The sequence below is a fragment of the Tissierella sp. P1 genome, from assembly GCF_002266425.1.
Lineage (GTDB): Bacteria > Bacillota > Clostridia > Tissierellales > Tissierellaceae > Tissierella > Tissierella carlieri.
On sequence record NZ_NPMN01000013.1, the window covers coordinates 58,708 to 77,327 of the forward strand.

Annotated in this window: 15 protein-coding genes; 12 read left to right on the top strand and 3 right to left on the bottom strand. The window is 29.7% G+C overall.

Annotated features, from left to right (window positions below):
* Positions 1-232: 232 nt before the first annotated feature.
* Together CIW83_RS10895 and CIW83_RS10900 are read right to left on the bottom strand one after the other, a co-directional pair.
* Positions 233-1,465, bottom strand: coding sequence for a PocR ligand-binding domain-containing protein (locus CIW83_RS10895; protein ID WP_094901087.1), 1,233 nt, complete (start codon positions 1,463-1,465; stop codon positions 233-235).
* On the bottom strand, positions 1,455-2,543 hold the full coding sequence (locus CIW83_RS10900; protein WP_094901089.1) for a response regulator: 1,089 nt from the start codon (positions 2,541-2,543) through the stop codon (positions 1,455-1,457). Before CIW83_RS10900 ends, CIW83_RS10895 begins: the two co-directional genes overlap by 11 nt.
* Before the next feature lie 419 nt (positions 2,544-2,962).
* On the opposite strand from CIW83_RS10900, the gene CIW83_RS10905 reads away from it, so the two are divergent.
* The 9 genes from CIW83_RS10905 (at position 2,963) to CIW83_RS10940 (ending at position 12,315) form a co-directional block, all read left to right on the top strand.
* Positions 2,963-4,333 carry an APC family permease gene (locus tag CIW83_RS10905; RefSeq protein WP_094901091.1) on the top strand — a complete coding sequence of 457 codons (1,371 nt, stop codon included), beginning with the start codon at positions 2,963-2,965 and terminating at the stop codon, positions 4,331-4,333.
* A 77-nt stretch (positions 4,334-4,410) separates the two neighbouring features.
* On the top strand, positions 4,411-5,202 hold the full coding sequence (locus CIW83_RS10910) for an acetamidase/formamidase family protein (protein WP_235601299.1): 792 nt from the start codon (positions 4,411-4,413) through the stop codon (positions 5,200-5,202).
* Positions 5,181-5,315, top strand: coding sequence for a hypothetical protein (locus tag CIW83_RS24355; protein WP_255374379.1), 135 nt, complete (start codon positions 5,181-5,183; stop codon positions 5,313-5,315). Before CIW83_RS10910 ends, CIW83_RS24355 begins: the two co-directional genes overlap by 22 nt.
* A 598-nt stretch (positions 5,316-5,913) precedes the next feature.
* Positions 5,914-7,371 (top strand): HAMP domain-containing sensor histidine kinase, encoded by a 1,458-nt coding sequence (locus tag CIW83_RS10915; RefSeq protein WP_094901093.1) that lies wholly within the window; start codon positions 5,914-5,916, stop codon positions 7,369-7,371.
* 5 nt (positions 7,372-7,376) lie between these two features.
* Positions 7,377-8,069: a response regulator transcription factor gene (locus CIW83_RS10920; RefSeq protein ID WP_094901095.1), complete on the top strand. Its 693-nt coding sequence runs from the start codon at positions 7,377-7,379 to the stop codon at positions 8,067-8,069.
* A gap of 166 nt (positions 8,070-8,235) precedes the next feature.
* Positions 8,236-9,747, top strand: a complete 1,512-nt coding sequence (locus CIW83_RS10925) for a biotin/lipoyl-binding protein (protein WP_094901097.1) — start codon at positions 8,236-8,238, stop codon at positions 9,745-9,747.
* Positions 9,748-9,751: 4 nt separating this feature from the next.
* Positions 9,752-10,318 carry an efflux RND transporter periplasmic adaptor subunit gene (locus CIW83_RS10930; protein WP_094901098.1) on the top strand — a complete coding sequence of 189 codons (567 nt, stop codon included), beginning with the start codon at positions 9,752-9,754 and terminating at the stop codon, positions 10,316-10,318.
* Positions 10,319-11,029 (top strand): ABC transporter ATP-binding protein, encoded by a 711-nt coding sequence (locus CIW83_RS10935; RefSeq protein WP_094901100.1) that lies wholly within the window; start codon positions 10,319-10,321, stop codon positions 11,027-11,029.
* Complete coding sequence (locus tag CIW83_RS10940; protein WP_094901102.1) at positions 11,026-12,315, top strand: ABC transporter permease; 1,290 nt, start codon at positions 11,026-11,028, stop codon at positions 12,313-12,315. Before CIW83_RS10935 ends, CIW83_RS10940 begins: the two co-directional genes overlap by 4 nt.
* A 268-nt stretch (positions 12,316-12,583) precedes the next feature.
* Here the strand turns inward: CIW83_RS10940 and CIW83_RS10945 are convergent, their stop codons facing one another.
* Positions 12,584-14,227, bottom strand: a complete 1,644-nt coding sequence (locus tag CIW83_RS10945) for a PucR family transcriptional regulator (RefSeq protein ID WP_094901104.1) — start codon at positions 14,225-14,227, stop codon at positions 12,584-12,586.
* A gap of 313 nt (positions 14,228-14,540) precedes the next feature.
* On the opposite strand from CIW83_RS10945, the gene CIW83_RS10950 reads away from it, so the two are divergent.
* From CIW83_RS10950 to CIW83_RS10960, 3 genes are all read left to right on the top strand, one after another.
* A complete protein-coding gene (locus CIW83_RS10950) occupies positions 14,541-15,671 on the top strand; it encodes a DUF917 domain-containing protein (protein WP_094901106.1) in 1,131 nt (376 codons plus the stop codon).
* A gap of 98 nt (positions 15,672-15,769) precedes the next feature.
* Complete coding sequence (locus CIW83_RS10955) at positions 15,770-17,053, top strand: cytosine permease (RefSeq protein WP_094901108.1); 1,284 nt, start codon at positions 15,770-15,772, stop codon at positions 17,051-17,053.
* Positions 17,054-17,392: 339 nt separating this feature from the next.
* Entirely contained in the window at positions 17,393-18,607 is a 1,215-nt protein-coding gene (locus tag CIW83_RS10960) for a Tm-1-like ATP-binding domain-containing protein (protein WP_094901110.1), read from the top strand.
* Positions 18,608-18,620 lie beyond the last annotated feature (13 nt).

Consider the following 18,620-nt stretch of genomic DNA (forward strand, 5'->3'; position numbering starts at 1 on the left):
TTTATTAAGACCCAATGGATATGACAGACAAAATCCATGGGTCTTTTTTTCATCATTGTGTATCTATTTATCCTAGAATTATTAAAGATAATATATTGATATTAAATATCTGATATAATTATTTTGAGATGTTGACAATGAATCATAATGAAATAAAGATAAGTACTTTTTGTACCTTATTAACATGCATTTAGTAATATGTAATTATATTAGAAAGACTTAAATAAGAGTGTCAGTTTATGATATCAGCGTTCCTTGAGATTGTAATATATATCCTTGTACCTTCATTGGGTTTACTATCTATATTAAAAGTTGCATTTTCACCATACATAAGTTTAAATCTTCTATAGCAATTTTTAAGACCTATATGATTTGTTGAGCAAGTATCTCTATCAATTTGTAAAATCTTTTTAACTTCCTCTAATTTTTTATCATTCATTCCAATTCCGTTATCTATTATTTCAATAAAGTAGTGAGAAGATGTTGTTGAAAAATTTAATTTCAATTTACCACCATCTTCCAATGGGAGAAGGCCATGTTCAATAGCATTTTCTATTAAAGGCTGCAAAGAGAAATAGGGTATCATTAGCGAGAGTATTTCATTGTCTGCCATAATTTCATAGTCTATTCTTTCAGAAAAACGATTTTTCTGTATAACTAAATAGTTTTGAATATAGTTGAGTTCTTGTTCTAAGGTAATTTTTGATTTTATATTCGACAAACTATAACGTAGCATCTGTGAAAAAGAATTTAACATATTTGAAGCAGATGAATATTCCTCCATAGAAATTAATCGAGATATTGAACTAATTACATTAAAAATAAAATGCGGAGTAACTTGTTTTTGGAGTGCATCTAATTCCGCTAGTTTTAGATGATGCTCCATCTCGATTTGTTTTTTCTCATATTCCAAAGTTTTTTGCCGTTCCTCTGCTAATTTTTCCTGAAGCTTGTTATACATAGTATTTTGAACAATATAATTTGCTATATTTTCCAAAGACACCGCTGTAGCTTCAATTTCTTGTCTGGTAAGTATTTTTATATTACTGAAATACTCGGCTGCTTCTTCTGTATCTAGCCAAGGTAGCGGTTTAAATTCTGTATCTTTTGGATAGATATCCATATCTGAACATAAAACTTGTCCGGCAGTAATTGCTCCTATATATTCTCCTTCATAAGTTAAAGGGATTTCTATATTTATAAGACCTGCGTGACATACATATATACTGGCCTTTTTTGTTCTAATAGCTAAATCTATTGCCTTCCGATTAGTTAATGCACAGTAAGAAGCCCCTTCCTCTGTTTTATTAATTGCACTACAAAATTTGGAAAAATTACTTCCTTCTCCTATATGATTACCGTCTAAATCTACAAAAACAACACCGAAACCTGTAGCGAAAGCAAAGGAATCCTGAAATTTTTCTAGAAACTCTTCTGTTAATATATCTGTTAATTTAATGTCCATTTTCTACGTTTCCCTCCAGTCTGATTTGAGAAGGTTGCTTACCTGTAACCTTTTTAAAGCTACGATTGAAGTGTGATACATTTATGAATCCACAATTTCTTGAAATATCTTTTACTAAAAGAGAAGAATTCTTTAATAAGTAAATAGCATAATCAATTCGTTTTTGATTCAGAAAATCATTTATAGTGTAACCTTTATCCTGATAAAATTTTCTTGATAGGTATGTGGGATTAAAATGAAATATTTCTGCAAGCATATCTAATGAGATTTGCTTATCAAAGTTTTCTTCTATATATTTTTCAACCATATCAGTAAAATTAGAGGATAAAGATAGGCTTCCATTGAATAAAAATAAGAATTGTCTAAAGAAATCTTCAGTGACAGCCAGTATATCATACCAATATTGGGATTTGCTTATTTTTTGAAGATACTCATCACCATTTAATAATGATTGTATATCATCAGGTAAAACTTCTTTGAGTGATCTCATTATTGAAAAAATAGTATTTACTATATGTAATCTGTATTCTTCTAAATTATGTTGCTGAGAATTTAAAAAATCAAGATAGTTGAGAGTGTTAAACCTAATAAGTTCAAAATCTCCTGTGAAGATAGAATTAATTAATCTGTCTACTAGCGTATAAGGATATTTATTGTTTAAGGTATTTGAGACATTATAATAGTCACCAATGACTTGTCCCTTCAGAGATTTCCTGTGAAGAGAATTAATCATTGTATCAAGTATTTCTTTTTCACTAGCAGGTTTCAATAAATAGGCATCAAGATCATAATGGATGGCTTGCTGTGCAAATTTAAATTCTGAGTAAGCGCTATTTAAGATGATAATGGTGTTATGGAACCTTGTCTTTATAGTTTTTGCAGCAATTAATCCATTTTGAAGAGGCATATTAATATCCATAATTATAATATTAGGCTTCTTTTGAAAGGCTATATCGATAACTTGTTCTCCATTAGTTGCTTCTCCAACTAAAGTAAACTCTTCAGGGTGTTTTTTGAGAACACTTTTTAGATAATTTCGTTCAATAATTTCATCATCTGCTATTAATACTGTATACATTATGTTTCTCCCTCCTTGAAGAAGATATATTCTAACAGATAAAGTTTCTAACTATAGATTATCATTTGCTTATATACATATCAACATATTATAGATATGCTATTTCATACTTTTGATTTGCAAAATATGATATTAAGATATAGAAAAGAAAATATTTGTAAAGGATTTAGCCATACTAGTGATGATACAATATATTTAGAATAATAAAAAAATTTAAATATGTATTCAACAAAGCATCAACAATTTGTAATTGTTTAGGTAGTAATTATATTAAAATAAAGGGAGGAATCATCTATGAGGGTAAATGATAGGCATGTATCTTCTTATTATGAACTAGAAATTTTGAATAATATTTACTGCCATGTTATTAACACAGACGAGCTATTAGAAGTTATTAAATAATTATAGGGGGTTTTAATATGTCAGATGTAAAATTAAAAAGGAATCTATCTTTTATGCAAATGATAGCTATAGCTTCAGGAGCAGTAATCGGCGGTTGGCTTGCTGAGGCTCCTTATTGGTTTTCTGTAACTGGAGCAGGAGCAGCAATTATATTTCCTATTCTGTCTGTATTGCTAATACCGGTAGGTCTAACTTTTGCGGAGCTTACTGCAATGTTACCATTTTCATCTGCAGTTGATATCTGGACTACCAATGCATTTGGTCATAAGGCAGGATGGGCGGCTCAATGGATGATGTTTTTAATACAAGTAGTAGAACCACCTATGATGGCATTTATTTTTATAACAGCACTTAATTTTTTTATTCCTATTCCAGCTAATATGGTGGTTTGGGTTGCTATTGGAATAATAGTTTTATGGTATATATTATCTAATTTCAATATTGGTTTTACAGGAAGATTAGCTACTATATTTTTCTTTACAATGGTGGTTATATCATTAATTGTTGCTGCAACTTTTTTCTTTAGTGGAAGCTGGTCATTTGATAATATTTCTTCTCATGGTGGTATGTTTCCTAAGGGATTCAATGGAATATTTATAGCATTTGCGGTATTCTCCTTGAAGTTTATAGGCTTCGAAATGACTCCGACAATGATAGAAGAAACAAACTTTCCACCAGAGAAAATATGGAAGATTATTTTGTCATCATTGTTTGTTCCAGCTATTTTATATTTTATCATTGTATTCGCAATAGGTGGTATGGCTCCTTGGAAAGAAATAGCAAGTATGAATTTGCCAGAGCCAGAGATTGTAGCTAAATTTGGATTACCTAAAATAGTTGGTATAGCAGCTATAGTTTCAGGTATATTACATGCATTTACTACATTGATGGGATTCTGGGTATCATCAGCAAGAGTATTATATGGAGCAGCTCAGTTAAATCAGTTACCAAAAGCTTTTACCAAACTAAATAAGCATGGGCAACCAGTAGCGGCAAATTTTGTAGTATTATTATTCTCAGTTTTTTTCTGTCTCTTTACTGGAGATAATTGGGTTCAATATATTTATGCAGTTTCATGCGTAGCAGCTGGGTTAGTATACTTCATATGTTGTTTGGATGCAATGATTCTAAGGAAGAAGTTCCCTGAATGGGAAAGACCTTATAAGGCACCAGGAGGTAATCTACTATTCATTCTTGGAATGATAGTATCTATCTGGATAATCATCGGATCACTTTTGGAGTTAGCAATAGGTGGATACATCTCACTTATCATATATAGTCTTATTGGAGTTGCATTATACTTCTTGATGGAATCCTATAGGAAAAAACATCCTAATAAGCATGAATTAGTTACATTAACACCTGATGATATCAATAGCTTTGAGTAAATAAGAGCTAAGACAGGGGAAGTTTCTCCTGTCTTTTTGAGATAACAAATATAAATTTTGATATGGAGGAGATAAAGATGAAGACAATTTCAGGAAACAAAGTTATTTACAAATTTACAAATTTAATGGATCATGTGGAGGTAATAGAACCTAGTGATGTAATCAAGGTAAAGACAAATGACTGCTTCTTTCAACAAATTTATAATGAAGAGCAAGTTCTAACAGAAATTGATTATGATAGATTGAATCCTGCTACAGGACCTATTTATGTAGAAGGTGCAGAACAAGGGGATTTACTTCAAGTAAAAGTTATTAGCATTGATGTTGCTAACAAAGGAGTAGCTGCAGTAGTACCTAATGAAGGTGTACTTGGGGATCAAGTTAGTAAACCAATGATTAGAGTTGTGGATATTATAGATGGATATGCAATATTCCATGGAATAAAACTACCTATAAGACCTATGATAGGAGTAATCGGAGTAGCACCAGCTAAAGAAGATGGGGAATGGGCAACTGATAGTCCATGGAAGCATGGTGGAAATATGGATACTAATGATATTACAGCTGGGTCTACATTATATTTTCCTGTAAATCAAAAGGGTGCTTTGCTGGCATTAGGTGATTGTCATGCAATTATGGGAGACGGAGAGATTTGCTTTACTGGATTAGAAGTGCCAGCAGAAGTTACCCTTGAAATCAATTTGATTAAGGACAAAAAAATAAAGTGGCCTTTACTTGAAACAGATGGATATACTATGGTTATTGCTTCCGGTAATAATTTAGACTCTGCTCTATATGAGGCTACTAGTGAAACGGTAAAATATCTTGAGGGTGCTCTAGGATTAGAATGGAAGATGCTTATATTTTAACTAGTTTGGCTGTAGATTTAAAAATATCTCAAGTTGTAGATCCTAAAAAAACCATAAGAGCTGCTATACCAAAATATATTATATCAACAGAAAGATTGATTCAATCATTATAGTTTTGAGAAATTAAGGGAGCAATTGTAGAAAGTAATTAATAGAGCTAAATAAAAAAGCTTAAAGTAAAAAACATGGGACAAGGTCTAACTGATCTGACCCCAAAAAGTTGGACACAATTAAATTAAGCCACTGTGGAGATGTCAATGTTTTGTTGACACAAAGTTAAGAGGATTTTATGAATTTTGTTCCTAAAATTTGGACGGAGGGAGGTATTCTAATGAGGAATACCTCTCTCCGTATTTTTTATAGATTTTAATTTTTTAATATGATATAATTGTTAAAAATTTTGAAAGATATCTTGTTTATACTGTGAATATTATTTTATATGCTATAAAATATTTAAAGGGTATATATGTTTATGCTGCATATAATTTTATAATTGATTTATCTAGTACCTTTGATTTAAGTAGACGTTTAGTTAATTGATAGTATGACTATATTATATACGCAGTAGTTGCAGTTAGATTGATATTTATAATAATAAAATATATGGATAAAGATAATATAGAATAAACGAGTTATAAGATAATATTAGTTTTAAAGTAAAGAGTTAAATAAATAAGATGATAACATATATAGCTTACAAAGGAGGATAAAATGTCTATAAGAAAAAAGGTTGTTATATCTAATTTGTTAACATTCTTATTGCCAGTTGTTATTGGAATATTGTCATTATATATTGCATCTAATGCAGTAGAGGAAAGATTTGTTTATGAAGATCATTTTGAAATCATACAAAGAATAGAGCAGAATATCTTAGAAGAAGACTTTGAAAAGGTGATAGAGAATGTAAAGGAAATTGAAGCTGGGGGATATTCAGTAAAGCTTATACTTGATAATGATACAAGCTATGAAAGTGAAAATTATAATGAATATTCAGATAAAGTAATAGGAGAATATTTCAATAATGTAAATAAAAGTGAATACACTATTATAAATGAATCAGGAGAAGCAAGTTGTATAAAATTATTTGGAAATGATAGTAGCAGCAATGATAATATTAATTATTTATATATGGTTAGCACACAGACGAGAGTAACTTTAGAAGAGCAGAATGAGACTATTGCAAAAGATAAACAATTTATAATGAAAATTATATTATTTGTCTTAGTGGCTATAGTTAGTGCAGTTATTTTAACAACATCTGTAATGACATTTATTATTTTAAGATCAATTTTAAGACCTTTAAACGTTCTTAGAGAAGGAACAAATCAAATTAAAGAGGGTAATTTACACTTTGAAATTGATTATCCTAATGATGATGAATTTGGAGATGTGTGTAAAGATTTTGATGATATGAGAGAGAAATTACTTAATTCTAAAGAAGAAAAAGAAAGATATGAAAATAATAGAAAAGAGCTAATAGCAGGAATAACACATGATCTTAATACTCCACTTACATCTATAAAGGGATTTACCTCAGGATTATTAGAAGGGATTATAGATACAAAAGAAAAACAAATTAGGTATTTAGAAAATATTAACCAAACAGCAGATCAAATGAGTAAGATGATAAATGAACTTTTTTTATATTCCACATTGGATATGAACGGTGTATCTTTTAACTTTATTAGTACTGATTTAGTTGATTTTTTTGAAGGATGTATATCAGAAATTAGTTCGGAATTTAGTAAAAACAATATATATATACATTTTATTACAGAATTAGAAATGGCAGAAGTTCAGATAGATTGGATGCATTTTAAAAGAGTTGTATTAAATATTATAAAAAATAGTGCAAAATATAAGAAAGATGGTATAGGTAATATATATATTACTTTATCAGAATATGGCGAGCTATATAATATTTCTTTTGCTGATGATGGTATGGGAATAACTAAAGATGAAATAACTAATATATTTGATCCATTCTATAGAGCTGATAAATCAAGAAATCAGCAAACAGGAGGTGCAGGTTTAGGGCTAGCTATTGTCAAAAATATTGTTAATGCACATAATGGTAGTATAAGAGTAAATGAAAAATATAATGATGGATTAGAATTGATTATCAGTTTGCCTAAAGCAGGGTTAAAGGTTATGGAAGAAGGGAATTGATATAATTGAAAAAAGTGTTAATTATAGAAGATGATAAAAAGATAGCAGAATTTGAGAAAGATTATCTAGAAGCAAATCAATATGAAGTAGATATATGTTATACAGGAGAAAATGGAATAAAAAAAGCCGATGAAAATTCATACGATTTAATTGTTTTAGATATAATGCTTCCAAATATGGATGGATTTGAAGTTTGTAAGGAACTTATAAAACATCATGACATACCAATATTATTTGTGACGGCAAAAAATGAGAATTTAGATAAAATTAAAGGTTTAGGTATGGGTGCCACAGACTATATTGTAAAACCATTTGAACCCTCAGAACTGGTAGCTAGAGTAGGTGCACATATTCGTAGATATGAGTTATTAACGAGAAGCACAATGAAAGAAGAAGATGTAATTATCAGAGGAGATTTAACAATAGAAGTGAAATCAAGAAAGGTATACATTGGAGGGAAGGAGATATTTTTACCTAACAAGGAGTTTGAGCTACTACATTTCTTAGCCAGTAATCTAAATATTGTATTTAATAAACAACAATTATTAGACAAAATATGGGGAGAAAATTCATATGTAGATGAAGCAACAGTAGTTGTTCATATAAATAGAATAAGAGATAAGATAGAAGATGATTCATTAAATCCCAAATATATAGAAACATTATGGGGGGCAGGATATAGGTTTAAAAATTATTGATATAATAGTCGGAATAAATTAAATATTAACAAGTTAAAACGCTGATTATCAGCGTTTTTTATTTATTTTAATGTTTATATTTTGTTTATATTTTAGTTAGAAGATATTAATTTTAATTTTTTATAATTAAACTAGAAAATAAAAGTAAAATAAATAGGGGGATATCATGCAAAATATTGAAGTCTATGTGCAAAAAAACAAGAAAAAGGTTATATTTATAGTTTCATTTCTAATAATTATAAGTACAGTAACTATGATATTTTTAAAGAAAAACAAAGAAAATCAGATAGTAAATAATACAGAGAGTATTACATTAGAGAGAAAGAACTTAATTAATGGAATATCAACTTCAGGTGCTGTTATTAGTGATAATAAGACTAATATTTATTCAACTCTAAATGCACCAGTAAAAGAAATACTTGTATCAGTAGGAGATGCTGTAAAAAAAGGAGATGTATTAGCAGTTTTAGATACAAGTGCAATAGAAACAGAGATACAACAAGCTAAACTAAACTATAAATCTTCATTAGAGTCATTAAAGGAAAGTAAAAAAGAAAATGAAAATAGTATAGATAATGCTAATACATCGCTAGAGTCTACTGAAATTTCAATACAGCAACAACAAATTCAAACAGATAATGCAGAAAAGGATTTAAAAAAGATAGAAGAAAAAGCAAAAGAACCATTTAACGCATACTCATATGATTTTGCTATAGAAGAAGCTAAGATAGCAGTAGAGAATCAAGGAAGAAATATAAAAAGAATGCAAGAAGAAGAAAAAGATCTTAGGGCTAATTTAGATAGGTTTGATGATTCCTCTTATAGAAATGATATTTCAGAGAAAGCCATATTACTAGAAAGAAAAAAAACAGAGCTTTCTAATCTTAGAAAAGATATTCGTTCACAAAATAGAGAAAGACCAGTATTTGATGAATATAATAATAAAATTGCTATTGATGATGCTAATCGTAGCTATAATAAAAAGATGGATGAATATTTAAATATACAGAAAACTTATAATGATATTTATAATGAGTATCAATCTATATTATCTAATCCAGAGAGTACTCAAGAAGAGATAGATAATATAACATTAAAATTAAATGATATAAAAGAAGCTCAGGATAAAGCAAAACAAGAATTAGATGAATTAAGTATAACACTAGAGAGAGCAAAAGAAAACTTAAAAAGAGCAAAGAATGAATTTGATAAAAGTTCTAACGAAACAATATTATCTAATATAAAAACTATAGAAAAAACCTATGATCAGGTAAGAAATGAGATTGATGATTTAGAAAGAGAATATAGAAAGGCTGTATCAGGAATGAATAAAGCAAAACAAGAAGCTTTAAAATCAGCATCAGCAGAATATGTAAAATTGCAAAATACAATTAAAGATGCTGAGCATGAGCTGGTTATTGCAAAAAATAACTTTCAAAAAGCTTTATTAGACAAAGAAAACGCAATTAGAGAATATATAAAAACAAATGAAAATGACTTAGAAAATGCAAAAAGAACTCTTATGGGAAATCAAAAGCAATTAGAAAGCCTAAACAATAATTTAAAAAATGCAAAAAATACAGTAAAACAAGCAAAAGATAAAATTATATCTACAGTATCTAGAGATGTAAATAAATTAAGTTTAAGAAAAACTAGAGTCACAGCTAGAAAAAGGTAGTGTAATAGCAACTGGAGATGGAATTATCACACAGATTAAAGCAGAAGTAGGCACAATGTCAAATGATATTTTATTTGTTGTTGAAGACTTAGATAATGTTCATGTAAAAGCAAATATTAAAGAACACAATCTTTCATCAGTAAATTTTGGACAAAAGGTTATTATAACTACATTAGCATCAGGAGATGAAAAATTTGAAGGTAGTATCACATTTATATCACCTAGAGCTGTAAGTCCAATTGGATCGCCAGCTGTAGAATTTGAAATAAATGCTAAGCCAAATAGTATTAGTTCTAAAATTAAGCCAGGCATGAATGCATTTTTAAATATTGTAGTTAATTCTAAAGAAAATGCTTTTTCTGTTCCAGTCACTGCTATAAGTAAAGAAGATGACGGAAACTATATCTATACAATTGAAGATGAAAAAATACCCGTTGAAATTGGAATATCAACTAAGACTGAGGTAGAAATAATAGGTGATAAATTATTGGAAGGTATGAAGATAAAAATGAATATAAATGAAGATAGTGAAAAAAACATAAAAAATACGGCTGCAGGAGGTATATTTTAAATGATAGAACTAACTAATATAGTGAAAAAATTCTTTTGTGGTCAGCCTAATGAATTAACTGTATTAAAAGGAATTGATCTTTCGATAAAAGAAGGAGAATTTGTTTCAATAGTAGGACAATCAGGTTCAGGTAAAAGTACTCTTATGAATATTATAGGTGCTTTAGATAAACCAACAGAAGGAGAGTATCTATTAAATAATATACCTGTAGCATCTCTAACAGATGATGAATTATCAGAGGTTAGAAATGAACAGATTGGATTTATTTTTCAGAACTTCAATTTGATTCCTAGATCTACTGCTTTATCAAATGTAGAATTACCAATGTTATATAGAGGAATAGACAAAGAAACTAGGAATAAAAGAGCCATAGAGTTATTAAGAACTGTAGAGATGGATGATAGATTAGATCATCTACCAAATGAATTATCTGGAGGTCAAAAACAAAGAATAGCAATAGCAAGATCCTTAGCAAATGATCCACCTATACTATTAGCAGATGAACCTACAGGTGCATTAGATGTAAAAACAGGGAACTTAGTAATGGATATATTTAAAAGAATAAATAGAATAGAAAAGAAAACAGTAATAATAATAACACATAGTGAAGAATTAGCGTTAGAAACAGATAGAATAATTACAATTAGAGATGGTCTAGTAGTTTCAGATTATTTAAATAATAAAGATAAATTACAAAAGGTGATACTATGATTGAAGAAAACATTAAATTAGCTCTAGCGTCATTAAGAGCTAATAAATTAAGATCAATACTCACCATGCTAGGAATAATAATTGGTATTATGTCTATAACTTCAATAGTATTTATAGGTAAAGCAATGACATCATCAGTAGCAAAAGAATTATCTAGTTTTGGTAGTAGAAATATATTTATTAATATTCAAAAAAAAGATTCGGATATGATATTTTATGAAGATTTAAACGTGGAAGATTCTAATGGGACACAAAGCAATACAGTTAAACCAAAATCGGATGATTTAATTAGTAACAGTATGATATCAGAAATTATAAATAAATTTCCAAAGGATATAGAAGGAATATCTATAAGTCAGCAAAAAAATCAAGCACAGGCTAGAGACGGAGATGAATATGCTAATATATCTATTTTAGGTGTAAATCAAGATTATTTTAAAGCAAATTCAATTAAGATGATTTCAGGAAATTTTATTTCAAATCAGGATATGAAGAACTATAACAATGTTGCTGTTGTATCAGATTTGTTCGCAAAAAATTTATTTCCTAATGAAGAAAACATTCTGGGACGAGATGTAAAAGTATATTCGAAAGATTCTATAGAATTATTTCAAATTATAGGAATTTATAAGCAGGATAATTCTGAATTTATGGAAGGTATGGGAGCTGAAAAGGATATGAGAACAACATTTTATATTCCTCTATCAACAGCAAAAGAAGATATAATCGAAAAAAATCACTCATCTATAACTGTAATAGGTAAAGATGCGAAGAATATAGAAAACTTTACAGCAGCACTACAAAAACACTTTGACTCATTATATGAATATAATGAAGATTGGAAGGTATCAGTAAGTAATATGTCATCTATGATAGGAATGGTAACTCAGACTTTAAAGAAAATATCAATGGCTATATCAGCAATTGCAGGTATATCTCTTTTGGTAGGAGGTATAGGTGTAATGAATATAATGCTTGTTTCAGTTACAGAAAGAACAAGAGAAATAGGAACAAAAAAAGCATTAGGAGCGAAAAGAAAGCATATACAGCTTCAATTTGTAATAGAAGCTATAATCATTTCATTTATAGGCGGTACAATCGGACTGTTTCTAGGAACAGTAATCGGATTAATTATTTCATTAGTATTTTCCGTTCCATTTATATTCTCGCCATGGGTAGCGATTATAAGTATTAGCTTCTCATTATTTATTGGTATATTCTTTGGATCATACCCTGCTAAAAAAGCAGCTAAGTTAGATCCAATAGAAGCCTTAAGATATGAATAAACGCAGAAACTAATTTTCCTCAAATTAAATTATTGAAAGAAGCAAGTTATTTGCAGTTGGATATGGCATAGTTTTTGATCCTTCATTATATATTCATATGGTAATTTTTATTCAATGCAGACTAGGAATTTATGCCATATTCATTGTTCGATATCATTTTCAATCACAATTTTATTTTTGCAGAACTAAGATTATTTAATAAGATTTATCAAACTTATTGATTAATCCACATCAAACTTTAAATTATGAATCTATAGTTAGTTGCTGCTTAGGAATTATTATGGAAATATTTATACAACAAGGCTGCTAAAGTGTATTTTGTTATATTAGGATAAATAAATGGATCTACCTCTAGAATCTCTATGATCTTATTCTTTCGTTGTGCTATTGTATTTTTATGGATGAATAATTCTTTCGCTGTCATTTGTGTATTAAGATTATTTTCTAGAAGTTTGGTTAGTGTATATAAAAGTTCTGAGTCATTTAGATTATCATATTCTATAAGCTTGCCAAATAATTCCTTAATGATTTTATTTAACCAGTGAAGGTCTGAATTTTCAAAGATAGAATGATATATTTCAATTTCATTATAGGAAGTACATTGAGGTACTGAAAATAATTTATTAGAGATTTTTATTGCAGTCTGTGCTTCATTATAACTTTTATAGATATACTTAAATTTTTCATAGTATTTACCTATACCAATAGAAACATCAATCTTATTTGTGGTTTTTATTTTTTCTATAAGATAATTGCTTATTTTAAGGGCTTTTTCCTTTGTGGTTTTCTCATCTATATCCTTATATAATAATAAAATAATCTTATCACTATAGTCTATAATAATGTACTCATCAACTTTCATAGAGATATTATTTTCGACAGTTTGGAAAATATATTTTTTAAGTTGAATCAAATAGGATTCAGATCTATTTTCTGATAACGAGTTAAAATCATATATATCTATTACAATGGCTAATTTTAATAGGTCAACATTATAGCCTAGTCCTAAGCCTCTTTTTATAGTCATTTCTTCATTAACTGGCTCTTTGCTTATTAAGTCAATAATAAATTCCTTTTTTACGGATATTTTATAATCCCTTCTATTTATATTGTTTAAGGTTACCATTGAGATGAAGTTTTTAGTTTGATTAATTGCTATCCAATCTAAATCATTTAATTTTTTAGTAAGGAAGATTGCCAATATACCATAATATCTAAAATTACTTATTATAGGTGTTAGTAGCCATTGAATTGCTCCATCTTTATGATTGATATATAAATCCTTTTTATCTAGAAAGGTATTAAAATTATTATTTATTTGTTCTATAATAAAGGATTTTACTTCTTTGCTTTCTTTATCAATGCTTTTCTGAAAGACACAATTCTGATTGCAATCAAAATAGAATATAGGTCTATTTATTAGGTCATAAAGTGTCTCTAAAATATTTGTAGGATCTTGCTTATCTATTATTGTCTCTGACATGACATCATATATTCTCAAAGTCTGTTTTAATTCTTTATTATGATTATATAAGAGAGTATCCATAATAGGTGAAATAATATCAATATAGGCTAGATCAGCTGGAGCTAAAATAAGAGGAAAATCCAGTTCGCTGCAAATATCTATAAGTTCTTGGGAAACTCTATCTAGTATTAATCCTACATGAGATAAAATAAGACCACTTGCCCCGACGCTTTTTAACATCTTGATAACTTCTATCTGCTTTTTTGTATCTGTACGTATGGAGTAAAAGGCAGATATCAATAATTCAGAATTTTTTATAAATGGTGTTGCTTCGGGAATTTCTAATACACTTACACTTCGTATTTTATTATTCAGATTTTTTTCGCCAGATAAAATTTTTGACCCTTTCATAATATCTAGTTTCATTATTTCATTTAACTCAAGCATAAGATCACTCCTAATGATTTAGATTAGCCGAAAAATTAATCTTTAATATAGTTTATTTGTATAAGTATATCATTACTGTACCAAGGATGATTGAAGAATATGCAGTATTATATTTCAGGATATAAACTGTGTCTTTTTCAGTACAAATAGCATGGAAAGATTATTTGAGTCAGATAATACATCAATGTATATATAGCACAAACAATATCAAAATTTATGTGCACATACACATTTTAAACTATAGTATGATTATACCATAGAAAAATAAATAAGGTGAATTCATAAGATAAGTGATTAAAAGGAGGCTTAAATAATGGCAACAAAAAGTCTAACAAACAGGGTAGAAGTAGAAGATTTCGTAAGAGGTTGTACATTTTATGGAACTGGTGGTGGGGGATTACCAAGTAATGGAATAGACTCATTGATGTCGGAAATCGAAAAGGGAAATAAAGTTGGATGGATTGATGTAAATGAAATAGATGATGATGCTATAACAGTATGTCCATTTTTAATGGGTTCTATTGCTCCTCATATAGATGAAGTAAAAAAGGAAATGAAAGGATTTGGATTAACTGATTCTGTTAATAAGGAAAAAGAGAGATTAGGTAAAGCAGTAGCTGAACTTTCAAAGTACACAGGGAAGAAAATAGGAGCTGTGGTACCTATTGAGTTAGGCGGAGCTAATACGCCAGGACCTTTGGCTGCTGGTATATTAAATGGAATCCCTTGTGTAGATGGAGACTATACTGGAAGAGCTATACCAGAAATTTTGCAGACAACACCTTATATCAATGGGAAGGTTTTATGGCCAGTAGCATCTGTAGATGAATTTGATAACATTTGCATAATTGATAAAGCTATTAACTATAGAATGGTAGAGAGGATAGGCAAACTAATAGCTTCAGGGGCATATGGATTAGCTGGTCAAGCTGGATTCCTAATGACTGGTAAAGAGATGAAAGAAATTATTATCCCTGGTACTCTTACTGAATGTTATGAATTAGGAAAGATGATAAGGGAGTCCAGAGAAAATGATCTTAACCCTATTGATGAAATAATTAAAAAATTAGATGGATACTTATTAGCAAAAGGTACAGTAACTGGAAAGGATACTGAAGACAAACTAGGATATTACTGGGGAACCCATACTATTATAGGTAAGGAAGAGTTTAAGGATAATATATATAAAATCTGGTTTAAAAATGAAAATCATATAATGTGGGAAAACGATAAACCTATTATAACAAGTCCTGATATAATTGTTGTAGTAGACGCTAAAACCGGTGAACCATATGCTAATCCAGTGCTAAAAGTTGGTGATGAAGTCTGTGTCATTGGTTTAAAAGCAAGAGAAATATTTAAATCAGAAAAGGGAATTGGAGTACTAGGACCAAGATACTTTGGATATGATATAGATTATATGCCTATAGAAGAACGTCTTTAATTGATAAGGTTATCTTGATGGAATATATTGAGATAGCCTATATCAGAATTTAAGTTTACTTATGCTGACTATAAACTTTAAAATAGGGGGGTAACTAAGTGGATGATAAGTTAAGATACAATGAGGAGAAGGAAGACCAATTTTACGATTATCCTGACAGACCAGTACCTAGTAATAAAAGACGCTCACAGATAAATATTGCGGTAGTTACTACTGGAATGGCAGTAGCTATGTCTACACTTTATACAGGTGCATCTTTAGCTCAAACATTGTCTTATAGAGATGCGGTCCTATCAATAGTTATAGGTTGTATTATTCTTGGAATTATAGCAGCTTTTACTGGAGGGATTGGCGCCAGCAAAGGTGTATCTTTTTCAATGTTAGCTAGAAAACCCTTTGGAAGAGAAGGGTCAAAGATTGTAGGCTTAGTATTTGCCATTTCAATGTTAGGCTGGTTTTCTTATCAATGTGGATATTTTGGGGAAACTATTCACCTATTAGTACCTAATGCAAAGTGGGCAGATCCTAAAATAGCTGCTTTATGGGGTGGCATACTGATGATGTCCACAGCTATTATTGGTTTTAAAGGTATGACAGCTTTGAGTATGATTGCATCTCCTTTGCTGTTGGGTATGTGTCTATATTCTGGTATTCATGCTATCAACCAATATGGGTATAGTGCTATAGTTCAATCTAGTGTTGATAATCCAGCATCCTTAGGAATAGGTATAACTATAGTTGTAGGTGGATGGATTACGGGAGCTATTTTACAGCCAGATATTTCTAGATATGCTAAATCACCAAAGCATAACGGGATTGGTATTGTTATTGCTATGATAATATTTGCAGTTGCTAACTGGGGTGGTTTAGTAATAGCAAAAGCTACTATGGCATCAACTATTATGGATGGCTTAATCATTTTAGGTTTAGGAACCATAGCTTTGATGATAGTAATACTTGGGCAATGGACAAGTAACGATAATAACTTATATTCTGCTGCTTTAGGAATTATCAATATAAAGCCTGGAATTAATAAGCATAAGATTACTGCAGTTTGTGGAATTATTTTCACTTTAGTTGCCACATTTGGTATACAAAATTACTTTATTTATTTCTTAGAATTATTAGGTACATTTTTACCTCCTTTTGGTGGTGTATTAATAGCTGATTATTATATATTAAAGGAGCAAGAAAAATATAAGTTTGATGGAGAACATGAATATGAAAAAATAAAGCCAATTGCTTTCATTTCAGTAATTGTAGGCGGATTATTTTCATATATATTTAAATTCGGCTCTACGGCCATAAATTCAATATTAATATCTATGGTTGTATATATAATTTTATCAACTATGATTAAGAAGTCTGATATTAATAATTAAATATCATAAGCAAAAAATCCTACAAGAAATTTCTTGTAGGATTGCTTATGAACACTGCACACTAATGATCATGACCCCAAAAAGTTGTATACATTAAATTAAGTTATTTTGGACTGAACCGGATTAAGTAGAATTGACAAATGGTCCATCTACTAATTTATACGTATATTAAAAGGAGTTCAGTCCAATCAAAAAGTCGAATTTATTGTTTAACTTTTGAGGGGTACTTCATAAGATCGAGCCATCTATTTTATAGGGACATTTTCAGAATAATGCAAAAAAATATATATTTAGGGTATAATTTATTATACTGAATCTAAATAAGAAAGGGGTTTTTAGATGAAAACCATTGCTATTGCAGGAACCTTTGATTCTAAGGGAAAGGAATTTTCCTATGTAAAGAATATTTTAGAAGGATTGGGTTTAAAGACTTTTACAATACACTGTGGTGTATTTGAGCCTATGTTTGAAACAGACGTATCAAATGAAGAAGTTGCAGGAGAGGTAGGTGCTGATATTAAAGAAATTGCAGCCAAAAGGGATAGGGCATTAGGAACTGAAGTCTTATCAAAGGGAATGGAAAAATTAATACCAAGGTTATATGCAGAGGGTAAATTTCATGGAATAATTTCTTTTGGAGGAAGTGGAGGTACTTCTTTAGTTACTCCTGGTATGAGGGCTTTGCCAATAGGAGTACCAAAGGTTATGGTATCTACAGTTGCTTCAGGAAATACTCAGCAATATGTAGGCACTAGTGATATTATGATGTATCCTTCAATCGTTGATGTATCTGGTCTAAACTCAGTTTCCACTAAGATTTTTACAAATGCTGCCTTTGCAATTGCGGGAATGGTAAAGTTTGAACATGAGGAAAAGATAGAGAAAAAACCTTTGGTTGCTGCAACTATGTTTGGTGTAACTACGCCTTGTGTAGACAAGGCTAGGGAATACTTGGAGGAACAAGGTTATGAGGTATTAGTATTCCATGCAACTGGTACAGGCGGAAAGACTATGGAGAGACTTATAGAGGACGGATTCTTTGATGGTGTACTTGATTTAACTACAACTGAATGGTGTGATGAGTTAGTTGGAGGGGTTTTAGCTGCAGGACCTCATAGATTAGAAGCTGCGGGAAAACATAAAGTTCCACAGGTCGTATCTCTTGGAGCTTTGGATATGGTAAACTTTGGTCCTATAGATACTGTTCCTAAAGAATTTGCTGGAAGAAAGTTGTATAAACATAATCCCACTGTAACCTTAATGCGTACTACTGTAGAAGAAAATAAAAAATTAGGTGAAATAATTTCTGAAAAGCTAAATAGTGCAAAGGGTTCAACTGCTTTAATAGTTCCACTTAGAGGTGTTTCTATGATTGATGTAGAAGGGCAACCATTCTATGGGCCAGAGGAAGATAAGATATTGTTTGATACTATTAGAAAAAATATTGATAAAAATAAGGTAGAGTTAATTGAGATAGATTTAGACATTAATGATAAAGAATTTGCAGTAACAGCTGCGAAAAAACTAGTTGAATTTATGAAAGTTAATAATTAATTATATAAGATAG

Bases quoted from the DNA above. Each gene is read 5' to 3' on its own strand.
- CIW83_RS10895 (WP_094901087.1), bottom strand. From the start codon at position 1,465: ATGGACATTAAATTAACAGATATATTAACAGAAGAGTTTCTAGAAAAA.
- CIW83_RS10900 (WP_094901089.1), bottom strand. From the start codon at position 2,543: ATGTATACAGTATTAATAGCAGATGATGAAATTATTGAACGAAATTAT.
- CIW83_RS10905 (WP_094901091.1), top strand. From the start codon at position 2,963: ATGTCAGATGTAAAATTAAAAAGGAATCTATCTTTTATGCAAATGATA.
- CIW83_RS10910 (WP_235601299.1), top strand. From the start codon at position 4,411: ATGAAGACAATTTCAGGAAACAAAGTTATTTACAAATTTACAAATTTA.
- CIW83_RS24355 (WP_255374379.1), top strand. From the start codon at position 5,181: ATGGAAGATGCTTATATTTTAACTAGTTTGGCTGTAGATTTAAAAATA.
- CIW83_RS10915 (WP_094901093.1), top strand. From the start codon at position 5,914: ATGTCTATAAGAAAAAAGGTTGTTATATCTAATTTGTTAACATTCTTA.
- CIW83_RS10925 (WP_094901097.1), top strand. From the start codon at position 8,236: ATGCAAAATATTGAAGTCTATGTGCAAAAAAACAAGAAAAAGGTTATA.
- CIW83_RS10935 (WP_094901100.1), top strand. From the start codon at position 10,319: ATGATAGAACTAACTAATATAGTGAAAAAATTCTTTTGTGGTCAGCCT.
- CIW83_RS10940 (WP_094901102.1), top strand. From the start codon at position 11,026: ATGATTGAAGAAAACATTAAATTAGCTCTAGCGTCATTAAGAGCTAAT.
- CIW83_RS10945 (WP_094901104.1), bottom strand. From the start codon at position 14,227: ATGCTTGAGTTAAATGAAATAATGAAACTAGATATTATGAAAGGGTCA.
- CIW83_RS10950 (WP_094901106.1), top strand. From the start codon at position 14,541: ATGGCAACAAAAAGTCTAACAAACAGGGTAGAAGTAGAAGATTTCGTA.
- CIW83_RS10960 (WP_094901110.1), top strand. From the start codon at position 17,393: ATGAAAACCATTGCTATTGCAGGAACCTTTGATTCTAAGGGAAAGGAA.